15 protein-coding genes and 1 pseudogene are annotated in these 22,421 nt (G+C 33.4%); all 16 read right to left on the minus strand.

Annotated elements, in window-relative coordinates:
• Positions 1 to 16: 16 nt before the first annotated feature.
• Complete coding sequence (locus ES044_RS12845; protein ID WP_147119773.1) at positions 17 to 1,327, minus strand: DASH family cryptochrome; 1,311 nt, start codon at positions 1,325 to 1,327, stop codon at positions 17 to 19.
• Positions 1,297 to 1,440 carry a DUF2256 domain-containing protein gene (locus ES044_RS12850; protein WP_147119772.1) on the minus strand — a complete coding sequence of 48 codons (144 nt, stop codon included), beginning with the start codon at positions 1,438 to 1,440 and terminating at the stop codon, positions 1,297 to 1,299. Before ES044_RS12850 ends, ES044_RS12845 begins: the two co-directional genes overlap by 31 nt.
• A 32-nt stretch (positions 1,441 to 1,472) precedes the next feature.
• Positions 1,473 to 2,900: an SDR family oxidoreductase gene (locus ES044_RS12855; RefSeq protein WP_147119771.1), complete on the minus strand. Its 1,428-nt coding sequence runs from the start codon at positions 2,898 to 2,900 to the stop codon at positions 1,473 to 1,475.
• Positions 2,901 to 2,908: 8 nt separating this feature from the next.
• Entirely contained in the window at positions 2,909 to 3,526 is a 618-nt protein-coding gene (locus ES044_RS12860; RefSeq protein ID WP_147119770.1) for a flavin reductase family protein, read from the minus strand.
• A 291-nt stretch (positions 3,527 to 3,817) separates the two neighbouring features.
• Positions 3,818 to 4,216 (minus strand): heavy-metal-associated domain-containing protein, encoded by a 399-nt coding sequence (locus ES044_RS12865; RefSeq protein ID WP_147119769.1) that lies wholly within the window; start codon positions 4,214 to 4,216, stop codon positions 3,818 to 3,820.
• Between the two features lie 18 nt (positions 4,217 to 4,234).
• A complete protein-coding gene (locus ES044_RS12870; RefSeq protein WP_147119768.1) occupies positions 4,235 to 6,007 on the minus strand; it encodes an efflux RND transporter periplasmic adaptor subunit in 1,773 nt (590 codons plus the stop codon).
• A gap of 178 nt (positions 6,008 to 6,185) precedes the next feature.
• A complete protein-coding gene (locus ES044_RS19380) occupies positions 6,186 to 6,419 on the minus strand; it encodes a hypothetical protein (RefSeq protein ID WP_317131229.1) in 234 nt (77 codons plus the stop codon).
• A 198-nt stretch (positions 6,420 to 6,617) separates the two neighbouring features.
• Positions 6,618 to 7,202, minus strand: a complete 585-nt coding sequence (locus ES044_RS12880) for a DUF2911 domain-containing protein (RefSeq protein ID WP_147119767.1) — start codon at positions 7,200 to 7,202, stop codon at positions 6,618 to 6,620.
• 2 nt (positions 7,203 to 7,204) lie between these two features.
• Positions 7,205 to 10,180, minus strand: a complete 2,976-nt coding sequence (locus ES044_RS12885; RefSeq protein ID WP_147119766.1) for a heavy metal translocating P-type ATPase — start codon at positions 10,178 to 10,180, stop codon at positions 7,205 to 7,207.
• A complete protein-coding gene (locus ES044_RS12890; protein ID WP_147119765.1) occupies positions 10,177 to 10,899 on the minus strand; it encodes an acetolactate decarboxylase in 723 nt (240 codons plus the stop codon). Before ES044_RS12890 ends, ES044_RS12885 begins: the two co-directional genes overlap by 4 nt.
• 3 nt (positions 10,900 to 10,902) lie before the next feature.
• Entirely contained in the window at positions 10,903 to 12,129 is a 1,227-nt protein-coding gene (locus ES044_RS12895; RefSeq protein WP_189663288.1) for a TolC family protein, read from the minus strand.
• 5 nt (positions 12,130 to 12,134) lie between these two features.
• Positions 12,135 to 15,911, minus strand: a complete 3,777-nt coding sequence (locus tag ES044_RS12900) for an efflux RND transporter permease subunit (protein WP_147119763.1) — start codon at positions 15,909 to 15,911, stop codon at positions 12,135 to 12,137.
• Between the two features lie 110 nt (positions 15,912 to 16,021).
• Positions 16,022 to 16,435: an HYC_CC_PP family protein gene (locus tag ES044_RS12905; RefSeq protein WP_223269206.1), complete on the minus strand. Its 414-nt coding sequence runs from the start codon at positions 16,433 to 16,435 to the stop codon at positions 16,022 to 16,024.
• A 138-nt stretch (positions 16,436 to 16,573) separates the two neighbouring features.
• Entirely contained in the window at positions 16,574 to 18,928 is a 2,355-nt protein-coding gene (locus tag ES044_RS12910; RefSeq protein WP_147119762.1) for a DUF2309 domain-containing protein, read from the minus strand.
• Positions 18,925 to 20,400 carry a proton-conducting transporter membrane subunit gene (locus tag ES044_RS12915; RefSeq protein WP_147119761.1) on the minus strand — a complete coding sequence of 492 codons (1,476 nt, stop codon included), beginning with the start codon at positions 20,398 to 20,400 and terminating at the stop codon, positions 18,925 to 18,927. The genes ES044_RS12910 and ES044_RS12915 overlap by 4 nt, the downstream gene beginning before the upstream one ends.
• Positions 20,401 to 21,332: 932 nt before the next feature.
• A pseudogene (locus ES044_RS12920) lies at positions 21,333 to 22,291 on the minus strand (IS630 family transposase); the annotation flags it as partial.
• Between the last annotated feature and the right edge of the window lie 130 nt (positions 22,292 to 22,421).

Raw genomic sequence — 22,421 nt, forward strand, 5'->3', positions numbered from 1 at the left:
TAAAATTATTCTGTTGTTAAAACAATGTTTTTTCTAACCAGATCTTTCTAAACTTATGATTGCCATCATAGCGTTCTGCTTGCAATTGCGTATTGAATTTTCTGTCTCTAGGGTCATTGCCAACTCCGGCAACATACATCCAATTGCCGTAATTGCTGTGTACATCATAATCGAGTAATAACGATTCAAAATAAGATGCACCAATACGCCAGTCTAGTAATAATTCTTTGGCAAAATAAGAAGCTACATTTTGTCTGCCTCGATTGCTCATCCAGCCCGTTTCTTTAATTTCAATCATGTTGGCATTTACAAAATCATCTTTTGTTTCGCCATCAATCCATTGTTGAATAATTTTTTGGTCTGCACTCCAGTCGTACTCTCTGTCTAGAATTCCGCCAATTTTAAATATTTTAGACTCATATTTTAAAGAGATGTATTTAAAGTAATCTCTCCAAATTAATTCGAAAACTACCCAATAGGTAGATTGATTTGAACCAAATTCTTTCTCGTATTCTTTTACCTTATAATAAATAGTTTTGGCAGATAAACTGCCATTTGCCAACCAAGCAGAAAATTTTGTTGAATAATCGATGCCGACTAACCCATTTCTAGTCTGTTTGTAAAAGCCAACTTTTCTAGTTTCAAAAAAATAATGATCAATTCTTTTTAAAGCTTCAGTTTCGCCCCCTAAAAAAGGAAAAGCAGAATTTCTGTGCGTCTTAAAATCATCAAAACCTAATTCTTTTAAAGAAGGGATTTTTGTAGAATTTTCAATTAAATTCTCTGAATCTAATTTAGAAACATTATTTTCAGGTAAAATATCTACATACTTTTCTAGTTTTTTTCTGAATCCCGTAAATACATCTGGAATGTTCTCAAATTTATTACTAACTGTATCTGGATGATATAAAAACTGATCATACTCTTCTATAATACTGATGTTTTCAGGAATGGATTCTTTGATTGAAGTATTCGTTTTTATTTCTTCTGGAGTCCATTCTTTCTGTGAGTAAATAGCATCAACCTTAAAATTAGTACAAATATTTTTAAAAACTACTTTAGGATCCTCAAAATAGGTGAGGAGCGTAATATTTAATTTTGCTAAATTTTTTGTAAGATCTGCAATCGTTTCAATTAAAAACTGCGCTCTATATTTTTCTGTTTTTTTAAATCCGAATTTGTCTTTTTTAAAGAGTTTTGGATCAAAAACATATAGGGCAATCACTGTATCATGATTGTCAATTGCCTTTTTTAAAGAACTATTGTCTTGCGTTCGTAAGTTATTACGAAACCATACTACTCCGGTGTTTTTTTGTTTCTCCTGCATTTTTCGCTACAAAATTTAACTTCGTTCCAATTTTTTTCCCACTTTTTTCTCCATGTAAAAGGTCTTTTACATACAATGCAATCCTTTTCTGGTAAATGTTGTTTTTTATGCATTTTTCTGAAAGGGATCTGCTCCCTTGTTATTTTTATTTCAGCTTGTTAATATTGCTAATCATCCCATTAAAAACAAACCAATGAAAAGGCATCACTGAATACCAATACAATCTGCCTGCTAAACCATGAGGTCTAAAAGTTGCTGTTTGATGTATAATACCATCTCTAACTTTAAATTCTAACCAAGCTTCACCTGGCATAATCATTTCTGCATATAATAATAGTTTTCCTTTTTCTTTATCCGCATAAATAACACGCCAAAAATCTAAAGCATCCCCAACATTTAATTCCGTTGGGTGTCTTCTGCCTCTTCGCAGACCTGCACCTCCATAAAACTGATCTAGAAACCCACGAATTTTCCATAAAAAAGTACCGTAATACCAGCCCGTTTCACCACCAATTGCCCAAACTCTATCGAGTACTATTTTTCTGTCTTTTACTTCTCTTTGTTTAAAATCTCTAAAACAGCCATATTCTGGTACATTTATAAATTGATCTACAAAACCATGCAATTTCCCACTACTGATATAAGAATCTTTCCAACTAGAAATAATACTATTCTGTTCAATTTTTTTGAATGCTAATTCCAATGCTTTTTTGTAAGACATTGGTGTAATGTCTAAAATTTCATTGATGTTACTTTTATTTCCGATTACTTCTACACCCATAGAATTTACAAGGGTAGCGGCTAATTTATAGGAAGTTGAAGTTACAAAATAAAGCCAATAAGAAGAAAGTTTTGGTGTCATGACAGGCACAATAACAATCGTTCTTTTTAGTTTTCTAAACTCGGCAAATTGTAATAACATTTCTTTGTAGGTCATAATTTCTGGACCAAAAACATCATAAGAAGTATTATACAATTGTTCGTTAAACAAGGCTTTGTGTAAAAAGTTTAAAACATCTCTAATACCCAAAGGTTGTGTTTTTGTTTCCAGCCACTTTGGCGCTATCATAAAAGGTAGCTTTTCTACAATATCTCTAATAATTTCAAAAGAAGAACTGCCAGAACCAACAATAATTCCTGCTTTAAAAGTGGTTAGTGCATATTTGCTAGAACTTAATGTTTTTTCAACGTTTTTACGAGATAATAAATGTTTAGAGAGTTTAGTGTCATTGGTAATTCCGCTTAAATAGATAACTTGTTTTAACGCTGTTTTTTCTGCAAATCGTTTAAAATTAAAAGCACATTTCTCTTCTAAAATATGAAATTCTTTCGCAGAATTAGACATGGAATGTATTAAATAATAAGCAGCATCTATGTCTTTAGGAATATCATGTAATGAGCTTGATTCCAGAAAATCGGCCTCAATTAAAATAATATTTTTTTCTTCTCTAAAGTAACTTTCTGCCCTTTTAACATCCCTTACAGGACAAACAACTACATGGCCATCATTGATTAATAGTGGTATTAATCTTTTGCCAATGTACCCTGTTGCACCTGTAACTAATATCTTCATATTTTATGTTATTTTTTTGGTCGTTGATAACCGAATCTTTCTTTTAACGCAGGAACGGCATAGCCATCTAATCCGTTTATAGTTACTACTTTTCCTGCGGATAAATCTATAAATCCGTCTTCATGAATTAACTTTTCATTCACAAATAATTTTTCAATTTGCGCCACAATCATCAAAACATCATTCGATTTAATATACACTTCTTCTACATATTTCATTTCCATTTGCACAGGAGAGTTTTTTACAAAAGGCGCGATACAACCTTCTTTAAACTCTGATTCTAAACCAGTTATATCAAATTCTGAAACATCTCTTGGATATTTTGCTGATGTTTCATGGGCTTCTTCCATAATATCTTCAAAAATATGATTGATGGTAAAGACGCCGGTATCTCTTATATTTTTATACGTATCTCTAGGAACCGTGGTGGGTCTTAAAATAAAACCTAACGTTGGCGGATTTGAACCTAAATGCGTTACCGAACTAAAAACAGCAAGATTTGTATTGCCTTCTGTAGAAATACTCCCTAATAAATTGGCTGATTTAAAACCAGAGCAACTGTTAATTAAGTTAATTCTAAAGATTTTATCTAAACTATTAATGTCATTAATATCAAAATATTTCATGTATGCGACTGCTTATTATTTCAACAAATATACAAATTGTTTAACTTATTTACTTTTAAGCTAAACAAAAGTTACGTTAATTTTTTTTTAGAATTAAAAAGATAATTAGTAAAAACCTTATAACCATATGGTTATAGCTTTTTTATTCTTCTAGAATTATAAAGATATGAATCTTTTTTTTGAATCGTTTAAATTCGTTTATCAGATGCTCTATTTTCTGTTTTTCGTTTTTTTTGTGAAAGAAAAAGCTACCTCGGTCAATTTTGATCAAGGTAGCTTAAAAAAAGTTTATTATTGGATATTCATTTCCATATCATGATCATATTTGCAGCAACCTGGTAAATTTTCATAAGCTTCTTCATTTCCTGCCATTTTTTCGGTGTCATAACCAGAGGTTGCAATTGCTTTATGGATTGCCATTGCATCCGTTTTTGTAGCATCAAAAGAAACCGCTATTTTCTTTTTATCTTTATCCCAGGTGGCTTTAGAAATGCCTTCAACCTTTTTTACTGCATCTTCTATGGTGGTTTTACACATTCCGCAATTTCCTCGAACACCAAAAGAAATGTCTGTTGTCGCTATTTCTGCCGTTACTGCTGTTGTTGTTTCTTCTTTTGGTTTATTGTCGTTTTTACAACTTGTTAAACCCATTGCAGCGATTACAGCGATACTTAAAATTACTTTTTTCATTGTTTTAAAATTTAATTATTATTCTATTATTTGTTTTATTTCTCCGCAGGTAAGCATGGCATCTCCAAAATAAGGATTGATTACTTTTTCCTCTTTACTCAACCAATATGCACCTTTATTGCTATCTGCCATTGGGCAAAATTGATGATACACTTTTTCATTGATGCCAAAGACTTCAATAGCATTCGTGAGGTCGTATGATAGCTGTTTGAAATGATTTCTTTGTTCTTTAAGGTTCGTTGTTTTTGAAATTAAAGTTGCGGATGCTTTTATCTCTTTTTCAATCGACATCCAATGTTTATGCACTTCTTTGTCTTGTAATAATTTCATATCAACGTTAGATAGTTTGCTGATTAGGTTTCGCGATATTTCAATTCCGGTATTCGAATTGCCTTTCACAAAAGCATCTTTTAAGTGAATGTATTCCTCAAAAACCATTTTTAATTGATCTTGAAAATCGTTTGAGACTTTTATTCTTTTATTGATGTTCGTATAGCTTTCATTCTTTGCAGAAGCCGTTTCCTCCATGCCAAGATGATCTTCATGCCCCGTCATTGTTTTTCTGCCCTCTTTATTCATCATCGATTTTTTGCCTTGTAATTGAGCAGCAGCATCTACTGTAAAAGTGCCATTTGTTACGATTTCATCTCCATTTTTTAAACCCTCTAAAATTTCATAATTGTCACCAATTTTATTGCCTAAGGTAATTTCTTGCAGTTCAAAAATTGGTTCTTCAGGATTGGTTTGCACATACACTACAGATCTTTTTCCCGTCCATAAAACTGCGGATGCCGGAATTATGAATGTTTGTTTGCTATTGCTGTTTAAATTTGTAATTGCTCCTTTTACAAACATTCCTGGTTTTAATAATTGTTCTTTATTATTCAGAACGACTCTTAATTTTAAAGTTCTTGTATTTTGATTTAAAATAGGATCTATAAAAGCAACCTTTCCTTTAATTTCTGTACTTTTATTTGCATTTGTTGTGATTAAAATATCTTGCCCTTTTTTAAATTGATTCATCTGATTTTCATATACATCAAAGTTTGCCCAGACAGTATGTAGGTTTGAAATTTTTAGCAAAGGTTGCCCTTCTTTTACCGTTTCTCCTTGTGCAACTAATTTTTGGGATACAGTTCCTGAAACCGTTGCGTATACGGGGAAGTTTTGTGTTACTTTACCCGTTTCTTCAATTTTTGCAATCTGACTTTCAGAAACCTTTAATAGTTTTAGTTTGTTACGAACCGCATTGTACAATTCTGGCTGTGTATCTTTTAAGGAAGCCGTTGTAATTAATTCTTGCTGTGTTGCAAATAATTCTGGCGAATAAATTGTGGCCAAAAGTTGCCCTTTTTGCACTTTTTCTCCGGTCGAGTTTATATACAAACGTTCTATTCTGCCCGAAAAATAACTTGTTTGTATTTTATTTGTTTCTTCATTTTCTGCTATTTTTCCTGATAGGGTAGTAGTCACATTTTTATTTACGATATTACCAACAACAGAAGTTTGAATGTTTGCCAAAGCCATCGCGTTTTCTGTAAGTTTAAATTCATCTGCATTTAAACCATCTGCACTTGTTGCTGCGGGAATTAAATCCATTCCGCAAATAGGACAATCGCCAGCTTCGGGTTGCATAATTTGAGGATGCATAGAGCAGGTCCACATTTTATTCGTTTCTGAAACGGCATCATGATTGTGTGTTGTTTTTTCTTTGGATGAATTCCCGAAAAGAATCCAACCGAAAAGGAGTCCGATTCCTAAAATTCCGATATAAACAATGTATTTTTTCATTTCTATTTGTTTTTTCTTTTAATAATTTTCTTATTGAGAGAACTAGTAAGCGATAATAAAAAGCTATTTAAAACTGTAATTAATCCTAAAAGTTAAAAGCTCTTAAAGCAATTGTATTAAAGTTGTCTCTGCTTTCATAATCCATTGTGTGTGTCATCTACAAAAAATCAAAGCAACGCTAACCTTGGTGCCTAACATTTTGGAATTTACCATCTATAATTGATACATAAGCTTTGACATTTTTATTTAATGTATAGAACACAACATAAGAGGGTATTATTTCTTTTCGATATTCGTGATGCTTTCCTGTCCCTTCAATTTTATCAATAAAAGTAACTTCTAATCCATTTTTCATATAGTTTTTAGTCATATAAAGAGCCTCTTTTTCTGAAATTTCATCTCTTAATTTCACATCAATTGCATTAATTAGATTCTTAAGAGCTTGAGGTTAAAAGTCTAAATTTTTGAATTGATCTTCATGAATTTCATCCATATCTGTCTAACTAAAATATAAATCACTAAGAGTCAAAATAGAAATTGAATACCCAATAGCAATCTTAAATAATGATGTGTTTTTCTGATTTTTATTGCCGTTTTCTTATGAACCACCTTATTGATTTATAGTGAACGGAAAGCTAATTTTTACTTTTTCCCAATGAAGAGAAATACTGCCTTCTGTTTCGCTAATTTTACTTATTTTATATTCTAAATGCTCTTTTATTTCAGCTGAAATAATTGGTATTACCTTAAATCGAATTACATCTTCATCTTGATTATACTCATCTTTTCCATGTTGATTCCAATTTTTATTAATCATAATAGTCCAATCATCTTTTGTCGGAACTATAAAAAAACCATATTTACCAGCTGGTAATGTTTTACCATCAATAATTAAATCTTTGTTGGTTTCTATATAAGTTGCCTTTTGCGCACCTGCTTGCCAAACATTATCGTAACCAACTAAACCGCCAAATATAATTCTACCTCTAACTCCTGGTGATGAATAATCTATATGAATATGAGCATCGCCAATTATAGCCATGGTTTCTGTATGTGGACTTAATACTTTCTTTTTAGGTATTTCATTTTTTTTGTTTGTTATAACACTATTTTCCTTAATGTCTTTTTTCTTTGTTTCATTTTTACAACTCAACACTAATAATGTTAGAGCAACTACTACTATTATTTTCTTCATCATTATATTTTAATATTTTTTAATCTTAATGCATTCACAATTACAGAAACCGAGCTAAAACTCATGGCTAATGCCGCTATCATTGGTGATAATAAAATTCCGAAAAAAGGAAATAAAACACCTGCCGCAATAGGAACTCCAAGTGTGTTATATATCAATGCAAAAAATAGATTTTGCTTGATATTTCTCATTACAGCATGACTCAATTTTTTTGCTTTTACAATACCATGTAAGTCTCCTTTTACCAAAGTAATCATTGCACTTTCTATCGCTACATCTGTTCCTGTTCCCATCGCAATCCCAACGTCACTTTTCGCTAAAGCTGGTGCGTCGTTAATTCCGTCTCCAGCCATAGCAACAACTTTTCCTTGTTTTTGAAGTTTTTCTACTTCTTTCATTTTATCTTCTGGCAACATACCTGCTTTGAAATCGGCAAGATTTAATTCTGATGCTACTGCTTGTGCGGTATTATGATTATCACCTGTCAACATAATTACTGCAATTCCTTTTTCTTGCAATTCTTTGATGGCTTTTTTACTTGTTTCCTTTATTTTATCACCAATAACCACGTAACCAACAACTGCCTTATCAACAGACAAATAAGAAACTGTTTTACCTTGTTTTTGAAAAGATGCTGCTTTTTCTTTCATTTCTGATGAGATTTCTGCATTTGCATATTCCATCATTTTAGGATTACCCAATGCTACTTTTTTATTGTTGATAGTAGCCTCGACACCTTTACCAGTAACAGCAGTAAATCCCTCTGATTTTATTGTTTCCGCATTTTGCTCTTTCCCATATTTTACAGTTGCTTCTGCTAACGGATGTTCGCTATTGGTGTTTAGTGATACAATATATTGCAACACTTCTTTTTCGCTAAAAACAGCATCGAATGCACCTGTTTTTTCTACCGTTGGTTTTCCTTCAGTAATCGTTCCTGTTTTATCAATAATTAAGGTATCTACTTTGTCTAGTTTTTCAAGCGCTTCGGCATTTTTAATCAATACACCATTATGAGCACCTTTACCTACACCAACCATCACAGACATTGGTGTTGCCAAACCTAAAGCACACGGACACGCAATAATTAACACTGCAATTGCATTTACAAATGCATACACATAAACGGGTTCTGGTCCCCAAATTACCCAAGCGCCAAAAGTTAGTAGTGAGATTATAACCACAACAGGAACAAAATAACCAGATACTTTATCTGCTAAATTTTGAATTGGCGCACGACTTCTACTGGCATCGTTAACCATATGAATAATTTGAGAAAGAAGGGTATCTCCACCTACTTTTTCTGCTTTCATTAAAAAAGATTGATTTCCATTTATTGTTCCAGAACTTACTTTATCATCTTCTGATTTATCAACAGGAACAGGTTCTCCAGTAATCATAGATTCATCAATAGTAGTTTTTCCTTCAGTTATAACACCATCCACAGGAATTTTTTCTCCTGGTTTTACTTTCAGAATATCATTCAGCTTAATTGTATCGATTTTCACTTCAACCTCTTCACCATCAACAATTTTTACCGCTTTGTTGGGTGCTAATTTTAGCAATTCTTTTACTGCTGAATTGGTTTTGCTATGTGCACGCGCTTCCAACAATTGTCCCATTAAAACAAGTGTTAAAATTACAGTTGCAGCTTCAAAATACACATGAACTGCTCCAGAATCTGCTTTAAATTGTGCTGGAAAAACGTCTGGAAAAAATAGTCCGAAAACACTAAATAACCACGAAACTCCTGCTCCAATTCCGATTAAAGTAAACATATTTAAATTCCATGTTTTTATACTTTTATACGCACGTTCAAAAAACATCCAAGTAGCATAAAAAATCACAGGAATGGCCAATGCAAATTGCACCCAATTCCAATATTTCTGTTCCATTATATCATATAACGGATTGTTGTTTAGCATTTCGCTCATTGCAATTATAAAAATTGGCAATGTAAAAGCGACTGCAATTTTAAACTTTTTTAAAAGCTTTTTATATGTTTTTTCTTCTGATGAAAGATCTGGTTCTACAGGAACTAAATCCATTCCGCAAATAGGGCATGCACCAGCCTCATCTTCTTTAATTTCTGGATGCATTGAGCAGGTCCATTTTTCTGATGTTGTTGCTGATAAATTTTGTTCTTCTACTAAATCCATTCCGCAAACAGGGCAATCGCCAGCTTTGTCATACGTTTTTTCGTCTTCGCAATGCATTGGGCAATAAAAAGTACCTGTTCCGTTTTTTACTGGTTGTTTTTCTTTTGGATGCTGAGGTTCTCCTGATTTGTGAATGCTATAGCTGCCACCATCATTCTTTAATACTTCTTGAAATTTTTCAATTGAAATGTGAGATTCCATTTCAATTGTTGCGTCTGCTTTTTCTAAGTTTACATTAGCTTTAGAAACTCCCTCTACTTTAGAAAGTGTTTTTTCAACGTGATTTCTACATCCGTTGCAAGTCATTCCGTGAATTGAATAGGTATGCGACATCACTTTTTCTTGTTTTGAATGATGAGGTTCTTCTTGTTTATGAATATGATATCGATCACTATCATTTTTAAGCGCTTCTTGAAACTTTTCTATCGGAATATGAGATTCCATTTCTATCGTAGCTTCAGATTTTTTCAAATCTACCGAGGCTTTAGAAACTCCTTCTACTTTAGAAAGTGTTTCTTCAACGTGACTTCGACAGCCGTTGCAAGTCATTCCGTGAATTGAATAGGTATGTTTTATTGTTTTTTCTTCTTTTGGATGATGAGGTTCTTCTTGTTTATGAATATGATATCGATCACTATCATTTTTGAGCGCTTCTTGAAACTTTTCTATCGGAATATGAGATTCCATTTCTATCGTAGCTTCAGATTTTTCTAATTCTACCGAAGCTTTAGAAACTCCTTCTATTTTAGAAAGTGTTTCTTCAACGTGACTTCGACATCCGTTGCAAGTCATTCCTGTTATTTTATAAGTGTGTTTCATTGTTTTGGTAGTTTTAATATCATTTTATTTTCTAATTGTAAATCATCAACATGACCCGCAATCTTATGATCATCTGTTTTAAAATGTAAATGCATATTGGTGCTGTGATGTGTAAAAACTGCTTTATGTTTTGTGGAGTAAAAGCCTATAATTTGAACCGGAATATTTTTTAAATTTCCAAATAGTCCAGATTCTTTATGCTTTTTATGATTGTGAATGGTATCGCCTTCTTTCCAATTAATAACGTGCCAATCTAATGAAGCTAAAGTGCCTTCTAATAAAAAGGGAAAAGGCTTTTCTGTGTCGATTCCATTCGTTTTAGCGATTTCAAAAATGGTCTTTTCTAAATCGTTTTTAGTCGTCATATTTGAAATTTCGAGAGCATCCCATTCTTCAACTTCTGCAGATACCAGCAAAGCAGCTTTGAGATTATACGATTCTTTAATGTGTAAGCTACTATCTAAAACAAGGCTATTGCTAGGTTTGCTGTTGAATATTTGGATTTCGCCTTTTAGATTTTCTACAGCGCCTAAAGCGTAAAGGTTTTTTTTACTTGAAAGGCTATCTAGACTAATTACCGATTGAATATTTCCAGACATCATGGTTTTTAATTTTCCATAATGTTTTACTTCAGTGATGCTTGTTTTTTTGTCGGTATGTTGGCAAGAGACTAAAAGTAACACTAAAATTGTTGCGATTATATATATTGATTTACTCATTTTTTAATTGGTTAAATAATTAATAATTGTTGTTTGTAAATAATAGGTTTTCACCGATTCAATTTGATTGATTTGAAACTTTAATTGCAATTCTTGAATATCTAAAACATCATTAAAATTGATTATTCCCGTTTCGTAGCTTTTAATTAAAATTTCTTCTGCATTTTTGGCTTGTTGTAAGTTTTTGGTTTGGGTTTCATAACTTATTCTTGCTGAAGTTCGATCGCGCACTGCTTTGTCTAAAACGGTTTCTAATGTATTTAAACGTTCTTGCTTTTGGGCGCTTATTTCTTGTTGCTGCAATTTATTTTGTTTGGTTTGTGATTTGTATTTGTTATTGAAAATTGGAATCAAAACAGAAACCATCGGCATCAAAATATCCTTTCCGTTATCACTGAAATTCATATTTGGGCGTTCGGTAACATTGATATAATCCAACCCAAAACCAATCATCGGGGTGCTTTCTTTTTGATTTAACAATTCAGATTTTTCTACAGATTGATATAACTTATCGTACTTTAATACTTCTGGATGGAAGACTAAATTTTTAGTTTTGAATTCAAAATCTTCCGAAGGAATCTCTAATTGATCAACAACACGCACTAAAATACCATTTTCTCTATGTAATAAATTATTAAAAGCGGTTTGTTCTGCCAAGTATTGTTGCCCTAAAACATCCAATAATTGTTGCATTTCATTTTGGCGCATTTGCAAACGCAAAACATCTACTGCAGAGGCTTTGCCAATTGCTACAGAAGTTAATGCCAATGTTTCATAAGTTTCAAGCAAATTGATGTTTTGAGTTAAAACGATCTGTTTTGCTTTGTTCGCATACAAATCGTAATAAGACTGCGATACAGAAACCATTAGTTTCCTTTTGGCAATAACAATGTCTTCATATTTGGTATCTGCCAAAGAACTTATATAATTTTCTCTTGCGGTAATCTGACCAAACCAAGGCAACATTTGTTTTATAGAAATTCTAAAGTTTTGGGCTCCTGTGCGTGTTTCTGGTTCGCTTGCAAAGTAGCCAACTCCAAATTCTGTATTTGGCAAAGTGTTTGCTTCATTTACTTTTTCTACGGCGATGCTGTATTGCAATTCAAACTTCTGAATTTCAGGATTGTTTGCCAGTGCAACGTCAATAAATGCCTCTAATTGTTGACTTCTAATCACAGAAACAACGCTTATAAAGCAAACCAGAATACTAATTTTTATAGATGATTTCATTCTTTTTATGATTTAATAGAAATTGGTTGAGCTTTATTTTTTAGCTTTCTTTTTGCCATGATTTCTTTTTTCCAACTAAACAATACAGGCACAATAAAATAAGAGGTAATATCGATGATCATTCCTCCAAAAATCGGAATTGCCATCGGAATCATAATATCACTTCCTCTGCCCGTTGATGTTAAGACCGGAAGCAATGCTAAAACCGTGGTAACTGTTGTCATTAAACAAGGTCTAATTCGTTTTGATGCAGCTTCTAAAGTTGATTTTCTTATTTCTGATGTATCACTTGGATCATTTTTATCAAAAGTTTGTGTTAAGTAGGTAGCCATCACCACACCATCATCTGTAGCAATACCAAACAACGCAATAAAACCAACCCAAACAGCAACACTTAAATTAATCGTTTTCATATTGAAAAGATCTCGTAAGTTTTCTCCGAAAAAGCTAAAGTTTAGAAACCAATCTTGACCATACAGCCAAATCATGATAAAACCTCCTGCAAATGCCACAGAAATTCCAGTAAAAATCATGAGTGATGTGGATACCGAACGGAATTGAAAATACAGAATTAAAAAGATGATGAGCAAAGCTAAAGGGACTACAACCGATAAGGTTTTTTCTGCTCGAAGCTGATTTTCATAAGTTCCTGTAAATTTATAACTGATTCCTTTTGGCACAATGAGTTCTCCTGATGTAATTTTTTGCTGAATTAATGCTTGTGCATTTTCAACGACACTTACTTCTGCAAAACCATCTAACTTATCAAATAACACATATCCTACTAAAAAAGTATCTTCACTTTTAATGACTTGTGGTCCTTTTTCATAACGGATTGTTGCCAATTCGCTCAAAGGAACTTGACTTCCTTTTTCCACAGGGATATAGATGTTTTTCAAATCATCTGGATGATTGCGCAACTCTCTTGGATACCGAACGCGCACGCCATAACGCTCCCTGCCTTCAACGGTTTGGGTTATAATCATTCCGCCAACAGCCACTTTTAAAACATCTTGTACATCTTGTATCGAAATGCCATAGCGTGCTATTTTTTCTCTATCAATATCAATGAGCAAATACGGTTTTCCTACAATTCGGTCTGCAAAAACAGCTGCTGGTTTTACACCTTCAGATTGTTTTAAAATCGTTTCTAGTTGAACCCCAAAGGCCTCAATTTGTTTTAAATCTTGTCCTTTTACTTTGATGCCCATTGGCGCACGCATTCCCGTTTGCAACATCACCAATCGGGTTTCGATAGGCTGTAGTTTTGGTGCGGAAGTAACTCCAGGCAGTTTCGTAACTCTTATAATTTCGTTCCAAATATCATCTGGCGATTGAATTTCTGGACGCCAATTTCTATAAAACTCACCATCATTATCGGGAATGAGCTGTTTTTTGGCATCAACAAATTGCCACGCTTCACGAGGTTCAGATGGTAATGACGTTCCATTTTTTAATACATATTTACCTTCATCATTTACCCGATATCGTTGGCGTTCTCCGTTTTCATTCAGCATATATTCAGGTTTATACTGAATTATATTCTCGTACATCGATAATGGAGCAGGATCTAAAGCCGATTCTGTTCTACCCGCTTTACCAACGACCGTTTCAATTTCCGGAATACTGGCAACGGCCATGTCTAATTGCTGTAAAACTCTTTTATTTTCTTCGATACCCGCGTGGGGCATGGAGGTTGGCATCAGCAAAAAGGAACCTTCGTTTAAGGAGGGCATAAACTCCTTGCCCGTATTTTTCATGATATAAAAACCAAAAACCAATAAGGAAGTCGGAATCATTAAAAATAGCAGTCTATTTTCTAGTGCCCATTTTAAAATCTTGCTGTAATACTGCTGAAACAGCATAAAAATACCCAACAAGCCAAAGCAAATAATACAAACAAAAAGTAGGTTTAAGGCAATGCTCTTATCAACGCCAAGTGGTCTCCAATATTCAGCTAATAGAAATACAATTGCTAGTGAAGACGCAATAATATTGATGAGGTTTGCTCTTTTTTCAGTAAGGGTATGGTTTAGTTTTAAAAATGCTACAGTTCCATAACTAATTAATAAAATTCCAATCCAATAGCCTAAAAACATAATTAAGAGTCCAAGAGCTAATAACAATCCGTTTAAAACAAAACTGCTTGTCTTTCTGATGCTCACTTTTTTAAATATGGAAGCCGCGAAAGGCGGAATTAAAAATAACGCAATAAAAAGTGCCGCTGCTAAAGCAAAGGTTTTGGTAAACGCCAAGGGTCTAAATAATTTTCCTTCAGCACCAATCATTGTAAAAACGGGAATAAAACTAATAATCGTTGTCATTACTGCCGTTACAATGGCACCAGAAACTTCTGCGGTAGCATTGTAAACGATTTCATTAATTGAAAGTTTTTTATGCGGTTTTTCGGTACTCGTTGCTTGTTCTGTGAGCATGGTATTTTCGCTTTCATCAAGATGACGAATAATATTTTCAGAAAGTATAACGCCAACATCAACCATGGTTCCAATGGCAATTGCAATCCCTGAAAGGGCCACAATATTGGCATCAACTCCAAAGAGTTTCATGGCAATAAAGACCATTAAAACGGCAACAGGTAATAATCCTGAAATCAAAATAGAAGCTCGAAGGTTAAAAACCATCACTATAATGACTAAAAAAGTAATTAAAATTTCTAAAATTAACGCTTCGTTCAGCGTTCCTAAAGTTTCTTGAATGAGTTCGCTTCTATCGTAAAAAGGAACAATGGTAACTTGAGAAGTTCGTCCGTCTTCTAAAACCTTTGAAGGTAAGCCTGGACTTAATTCGTTAATTTTTTCTTTCACATTATTAATGACTTCCATTGGGTTTGCCCCATATCTGGCCACCACAACTCCGCCAACAACTTCGGCACCTTCTTTGTCTAATATTCCTCTACGGGCTGCAGGGCCCAATGATACTTTACCAATATCTTTTATTTTGAGTGCTGTAAAATCTTCTGAAACGACCACTGCATTTTCAAGGTCTTCAATCGATTTTACATAGCCTAAACCACGTACTAAATATTCTGCTTGGTTAATTTCTAACGTTTGTGCACCAATGTCTTGATTACTTTCTTTGACTGCTTTTACAACTTGTGCCAAACTAACATTGTATTGGCGCATTAATTCAGGATTTACATCAACCTGATATTCTTTAACATAACCACCAATAGAAGCCACTTCAGAAACACCACTTGCAGAAGATAACGTATATTTTACGTAGTAATCTTGAATGCTGCGTAATTCTTGTAAATCCCAACCACCAGTTGCATTTCCTTTTTGGTCTCTGCCTTCTAATGTGTACCAAAATATTTGTCCTAAACCTGTTGCATCTGGCCCTAATGAAGGATTTACGTCTTGCGGCAACAAACCAGTTGGCAATGAGTTTAGTTTTTCTAGGATTCTGCTGCGACTCCAATAAAATTCAATATCCTCTTCAAAAATGATATAAATACTCGAAAAGCCAAACATAGAAGAACTACGAATGGTTTTTACCCCAGGAATTCCGAGTAACGAAGTTGTTAGCGGATACGTAATCTGATCTTCTATATCTTGTGGTGAACGACCATCCCATTTGGTAAAAACAATTTGTTGATTTTCGCCAATATCCGGAATCGCATCCACGGCAACAGGATTGCTTGGTAAAAAACCTGTGTTCCAATTAAAGGGTGCATTTATCGTTCCCCAGCCAACAAAAAGGAGGAGTAGTAGCACTGCTACCAATTTATTTTCTATTAAAAATTTGATGCTTTTATTCAGCATTAGCTTAATTATTAAACAATTAGACAAGGATAGCATGCGGAAATAGCGCATACAAGAAAATATCCAAATAACACGATGGTTACAGGATGGTACAGTCTATTGTGAAAAAATTAAATTAAATAAGACTCGTCAATCTTAAAGAGTTGACTTCTGACGAGTGGTGGTTCATAGTCTTCATAAGAAGATATGTTTTTGGATAAACCTTGAAAAAGCTTGTTATAAGTGTATATAAAAGAAGTTAAAAATACTTGTTGTTCGAGAGAAATTGTATCTACTTGCAGTTGTAATTCGTCTTGCCCCTCTATGGAGACTTGTTCATTATTACAGCAACCTTTTTTAATGATAGCACAGCTATCAGAAGATGGTTTTTCCATTTCCATTCCGCAGCCTTCAACTTCATGGAAAATAGCAGTTTCAACCAACGCATCTCCACAATAATGCATGCTAATTGTAAATGACATTGTAGAGAGTAACACTACAAAAGCCATTAATATGGATGCTATTTTATGGACTATTTTTTTCATTGTTGTGGTAAAAGTACAAAAAAGGAACTTAAATTAATGTTAAATATTTAAAGCTTGTTCATTATCAAAAAAACCAGCAACAAAAGCTACTGGTTTTGGTCATTTCTATGAGCACAAGGATTGTGAAACCTAAAGTATCTAGGATTCATTTTCAACCACTTTACTACTATTTTTAGAGGAGGTTACTTCCCATTTAATAGATTTTTTATAGTGAAATATCTCATTTTTACTTGTAGGATCCATTACCATTAAATAAATCCATTCGTTGTCTAAAAGTGTTTTCATGCCTTCGTTTCTTGCAATAATTTCTGAAACTCTTGCAATTGGTGCCTGAATCATTACTGATAATCTTAAGGGTTGATGATACATATTTTCATCCGACCCGAATAAAGATTGCAATGGTAATCCCATTTTTAAATCGCCTCCGTTTCCTTGTACAACTCCGAATTTCCCAGTAATATTATGTGTTATTTTAGAACCACCACCGTACATGTTATTATCAACTGTAGAAAAATAATAATGGTTGTTAATCCATTGTGTTACGGTCATGGGGCCTTGCATAATGCCTTCTAATGCTTTGCCTTCCATGTCTAATTCCCATTCGTAAGAATGTAAAAAACAACGACTCTCTAAATTGGTGTTTTTGGTTAAATTTCTCGGGCCAACGATGAAACCTGCGTTTTTTGCAAGTCCCCATTCAGGTCTCGTTTCTCCCCAATTATTTGCTTTTTTTTCTGCGGATGAAACACTATTTCCTTTGTTTCCCAATCTATCTTTAGTGGCTGTTTTTTGAGCTGCAATTAAATTCGTTTTTAAATTTTGAATTAATTGTTTGTGAAAGTCTGAAGCTTCTGCATCAAAAAGTATAATTTCATCTGTTGTGGTATTGTGTTCAGCTCCTAAAAATAAAGTAGTTTTTGGAATTATAATTTTATGTGTCCTTGCCAATACCTTTCTAACTTCGGGTAAATTAGCCAATTTTGCTAACATTCTTGCATTATGCCTTCCTGGGCTGGCCGCACAGGCACCACAATCTAAACTAGAACTAAACGGGTTGTTTGCAGAATGACTTCCATGACCTGCAAAAACAACCAATTGTGCAAATTGTTTCCAGCCCATTAAATCGAACGCAGATTTTACAATGCCTACTTTTTCTGCCAAAGGAATTTCCAAAGAATCATTGGTTTCAACAAGAGCTTTGTTGATGTCTGGCTGACAAATCCCTTCAATTTTAGATGCTTTTTTATCCTCTAATTGATACATTTTTCTGGGCATCAAAGTCCTTGCAACTAAAGAAATTCCGTAAAAAATACCTGAACCTTCTACATATCCAAATGCAGACGGAATCATGTTTTTCATTCTCTTTAAGAAATATTCTTTAAAAGAAGCAACCTCATTTTTATTACTATAAGATAAAAGTTGTGCTGCTTTATTTTCTTGGGCAATTTCAGAGACTGTGTAGGCAGAACCAACAATTGGCGGGCAGGATTTACGGGTAATTCCGTCGTTTAAGCTCTTGTAATCCATGGCAATTCCGAAAAAACCAGCATACCCAAAAGTTTCATAATTTCCTTTAGATTCAACATGTCTTCGAATTAGTTCAGAACGTGTATCAATGCAAAAAACCAACTGTGCATCAGGAATTGTGTTTTCTTTAGATGCGGTTGCAATTGATTGGTTTTCTAATGTTTTTACCAAACCATTTTGCCAGCTTTGTTCCCAAGCTTTTAATAAAATATATTGAACTTTTGAAACTAATTTATCCGAAGATACATCAACTTTTTTGGGTAAAATAGATGAATTTAATTTTCGTGCCGTCCATAGTCGAGCCGCCAAATAATCGATTGCTTCTATCGGATATTCTTTTTGCCAATCTGAATTAGAAGTTGTTCTATGATTTATATAGCCCGTCCAACCTGGAAGCGCCGCTAAATGATGCGTGAAGATTTTTACATACTCACTTTCATCAACATCTTTTAAAATTTCTTCTAAAGCTAATGTGCTTGTTTTCGGAATGTCTTTTAAAGCTGTTTTTCCTGTTTCAGAATCGTAGACAACTAAAAGTCTCCAAGCATTGTAAAATCCTTCAGTTTTATAAGGCATTTCCCATTCTGCAAGTCCTTCATCCATAAAAGAAGACAACCATTTTGCCATAATTACATCCACAGCGTGGTTCTCATTTAAAACATCTGTTTTATTTTTTGATGTTAACAGCTTTAGATAAGATTCTGGCGATTCAGAAAGGTTATTTTCATCTAAAAGAGCTGATAGCACATCTTTATTGATATCTCCTTTTTCCCAAGCTTGTCCATATAATTTTGCTGAAGGATACGCGTTTGCATTAAAATTCTTTTCAGCCGAATTTACTGCTTCATGAAACGTTGAGTTTTCATATCCAGATAGTGGGTTCGAAGCAACAAATGTGTAAAGAGGCCAAGTTTTTCCGATAACTTTTGATGCTTCATCAATACTATTTATAAGATGCTGGTTCATATCGATTTTGATTTATACATTAAAACTGACTTTTTATTGGGTTGTGAAAGGTTCATTAATTTGACATAGAGCCAGGGAATGTTTTTGTAAGTGCCTAGTTTCATGATAAAAAAGCCGATTAAGAAAATAAATCCGAAGATAATTTGCACCCAAGATAATGGCATTGGTTGATCGATCATTGGCATATCTGCCATTAAAATAGTAACGCCATTATACATTAAAGCATAAAGACCTATGCCGGCAACAAATAATAAAGAGGGTACTACAATTTTTTGAACAACAGATAAACTTTGTTCTTTTAAAATATTATACGTTGCTTGCCCAACGGTAATTGCTACGACAAGTGTTAAAAAAACGCTACTATTTAGTTCCATTCCTTTACCAGTCCATAAGGTAAAAAGATAGGCACCTAATCCTCCAAAAATTAAAACAATAAAAGTTTGAAACGGTTTAATTTTTAATAGTTCTGTTTTTTCTGGTTTGGTTTGTGCTATTTCTTCTCCTGATGATAAAAATAAATATGCTTTATAAAATCCGTGAAGAATTAAATGCACTACTGCGGCGTTGAAAAAACCTAAACCACATTGCATAATCATAAAGCCCATTTGAGCGATGGTAGAACATGCTAGTTTTTGTTTGACATTTACTTGTAATAGTTTTGTGAATTGAGCAATAATAGCTGTTAATCCGCCAATAACAAATAATATATTTAACGTGTTCGAAGCAAATAATAGTGTTGCGAAAAGCGCTAATAAAATTCCCGCGCCGTTTACAAAACCAGCGTGCATCAAAGCAGAAGCTGGAGTAGGAGAGGTCATTGCCGATAATAACCAACGATGAAAAGGATAAATTGCAGATTGTACAATGGCAGCAGCAATAATGCACAAGGCAGCGATCATAGTAATATAAGGAGGCAAATCTGCAATTGCTAACGCCAGTCCGCTAACTGTAAAAACATCACTGGCAAAGGCTAAAAGAAGCAAGCCAACTGTTAAAAAGAAAGTTCCGGTTAAAAAGTATTTTTGAGTAAATTTTGATGCCTCTCTTGCTTCACCCCAAGTTTTATCGATGCCAATTAATTGAGACATAAAAATCCCCATCATCAACCAACTAAAAAGTAGTAGAAAAATATGATTAGACATCACTAATAGCATTACAGATAATGTAAAGGCTAGACAAAGAATCATAAATTTAGAATGATATCTAAACCCTTTGAGATAATTTTTTGCATAACTACTTACTATGGCACTAAAAAAGCTAACGGTTGTCCATATTAAAATAGTAAAGCCGTTAATTTTTAAGAGATCTCCGAGCGTCCACGCTGGCATGCTAAAGAAATTAAGAAGGAGGTATACAAGGTTTCCCGCAAAAAGAAGCCATAATACGCCAGTTATAAAGACAGCCGTAACAGATTTGTTTAGATCTGCCTCTGAAGTCTTTCGCACTGTTTTTAAATTATTTTCAAAATTCATTTTAAGAGTTTGGTTTTGTTGATGTTTTAATTGGTTTGTATTGTTTTTTAACGGCGCAAAGATTCAATAAATTATTTATGTATTTTTATTTATAAATATTATGCATTCCATAAATTATATTTATAGAAAGTATGTTTTGGCTCCAATTTCAAAATTCTTTAAGTATAAATATTTTCTATAAATTAATGCTTGTACGAATCATTTATTGCTTATTTATTTATTTATGAAGAAAAGCCGTTTGTTAAAAGTACGATTCACAAATTCATTTTTTATCGATGTCTGTTTTTATAAAATGATGGTCGTAAAATTTTAGTAATGTTTTATAATTTCTTTAGCGTAAAGTTATCAATCACTTAAAAAATAACATGTACTTGTTGTTAGAGCAATTTAGTTTGAGATGTTCGTTTAAATAGCAGTTAAGGAAACTATTATCCTTTAACTTGAAGTGAAAATAAAATTCTTTTGATATTCAGATAGAAATGTAAAATTTTATCGTAGTTTTAAATTATGTATAACATAATATTTATAAAAAAAGAGAGAAGTTGAGTATTGCACACTATTATATTCAAAAAAGTAAGATGCTAAAAGCATTTATTTAGAGAGGTATGTTATCAACATCAAGTTCTGATTCGTGAAAAAAAAACAGCAACTATAATTGATAAGAGTAAAAATGGGGTGTTATCGTTATTGACTCTCTTTAAATAAAGAGGTGAAGTGTTGCGCTTTTTTTAAATACTGATGATATTAAATTATTTGAAGTTTTAAAATGCGCATAAAAAGTTTATTTAAATCTAAAATTAAAGATTGTGTTCATAAAGTTGATATGATTTGATGAGCCACTCTGCTAAACCAAAAAAAATAAGCACACAAAAGAATCATTAAATAGTTTTGTTTTTTCATTTGATTTTGTTCATGAGAGTTCTAGTGTAATGTTAATCATTAATTGTCGGGTAAAGTCTTTTTAGTTTAATTCTTGATTCTTTCGTTGTGAACTGCCAGTCTATAGTGCTATCCTTTTTGTTTCGGTGTTCTTGCCACGCTTTTACTTCTTTTTTTATTTCGCTCATCGTTGAAATACGCCTATTAAGGCATTGTCCGGTTAGCACGTTGAGTTGTATTTCTGCCATATTCAACCAACTACCGTGCTTGGGGGTGAATATAAATTCAAATCTGCTCGCTAGACGTCGTGCTTCCGCGGGTTCAAAAGTTTCGTAGAATGCCGAAAATGCGTGTGTTTTAAAATTGTCCATGACTAGTGTTATTTTTTTAGCTTCTGGATAGAGGTCATCAGCTATCATTTTGACGAAAATAGCCCAGTCTTTTTTTGTCTTTCTTTTAGTGATTTCCACTGTTCGCTTCCCTTTTAAAGGCTCATTAGCCATAAATATGTTAACCATTCCGTGTCTCACATACTCGTAATCTTCTTTGGCGTCCATTCCTTTTTTCATTTTGATTGATTGCTGGCTTCCTGATATGAGTTGCTTTGGCGACTCATCCATGCACACAACTGGTCTTTCTCGGTTATACGGTCTTTTGTATACGTCTAGCACTTCTTCCATACTCGCCACAAAAGCACTAATTTGCTTGGGAGGAATCACCCAACCCCTTACTCTCCAAGGCTTAAGTTCATTTTTTTTAAAAGGTTTCCCACGGACACATGAGATATACTATCTATATATTCCAGTTCAACTAATTTGTCTGCCAAGAGTCGTAAAGACCACTTAGCGAAGCCGTCGGGAGGGTTACTGCAGCAAAGTTTAACGAGATTAGCCTCTACATCACCATCAATCTTCTTTTCGTAAACTCTAGAAGTGGGTTTACGCTCAAGAGAGTCGTCTAGACCGTCCTCCAAAAACCTTTTTTTGATGCGGTCTATGGTTCGCAAACTAATTTTGTAACTATTCAGCCTAGATTTCAAAAAAGAGCTAGTTATTAACAATTCTATCCTTGCTTTTAGGAAAAAGAACGTTCTTGTTAACATTTGTTAGTTACTAGGTAACAATTACATGTTTGATTTTTAG

The organism is Polaribacter sp. IC066 (assembly GCF_007997085.1).
Lineage (GTDB): Bacteria > Bacteroidota > Bacteroidia > Flavobacteriales > Flavobacteriaceae > Polaribacter.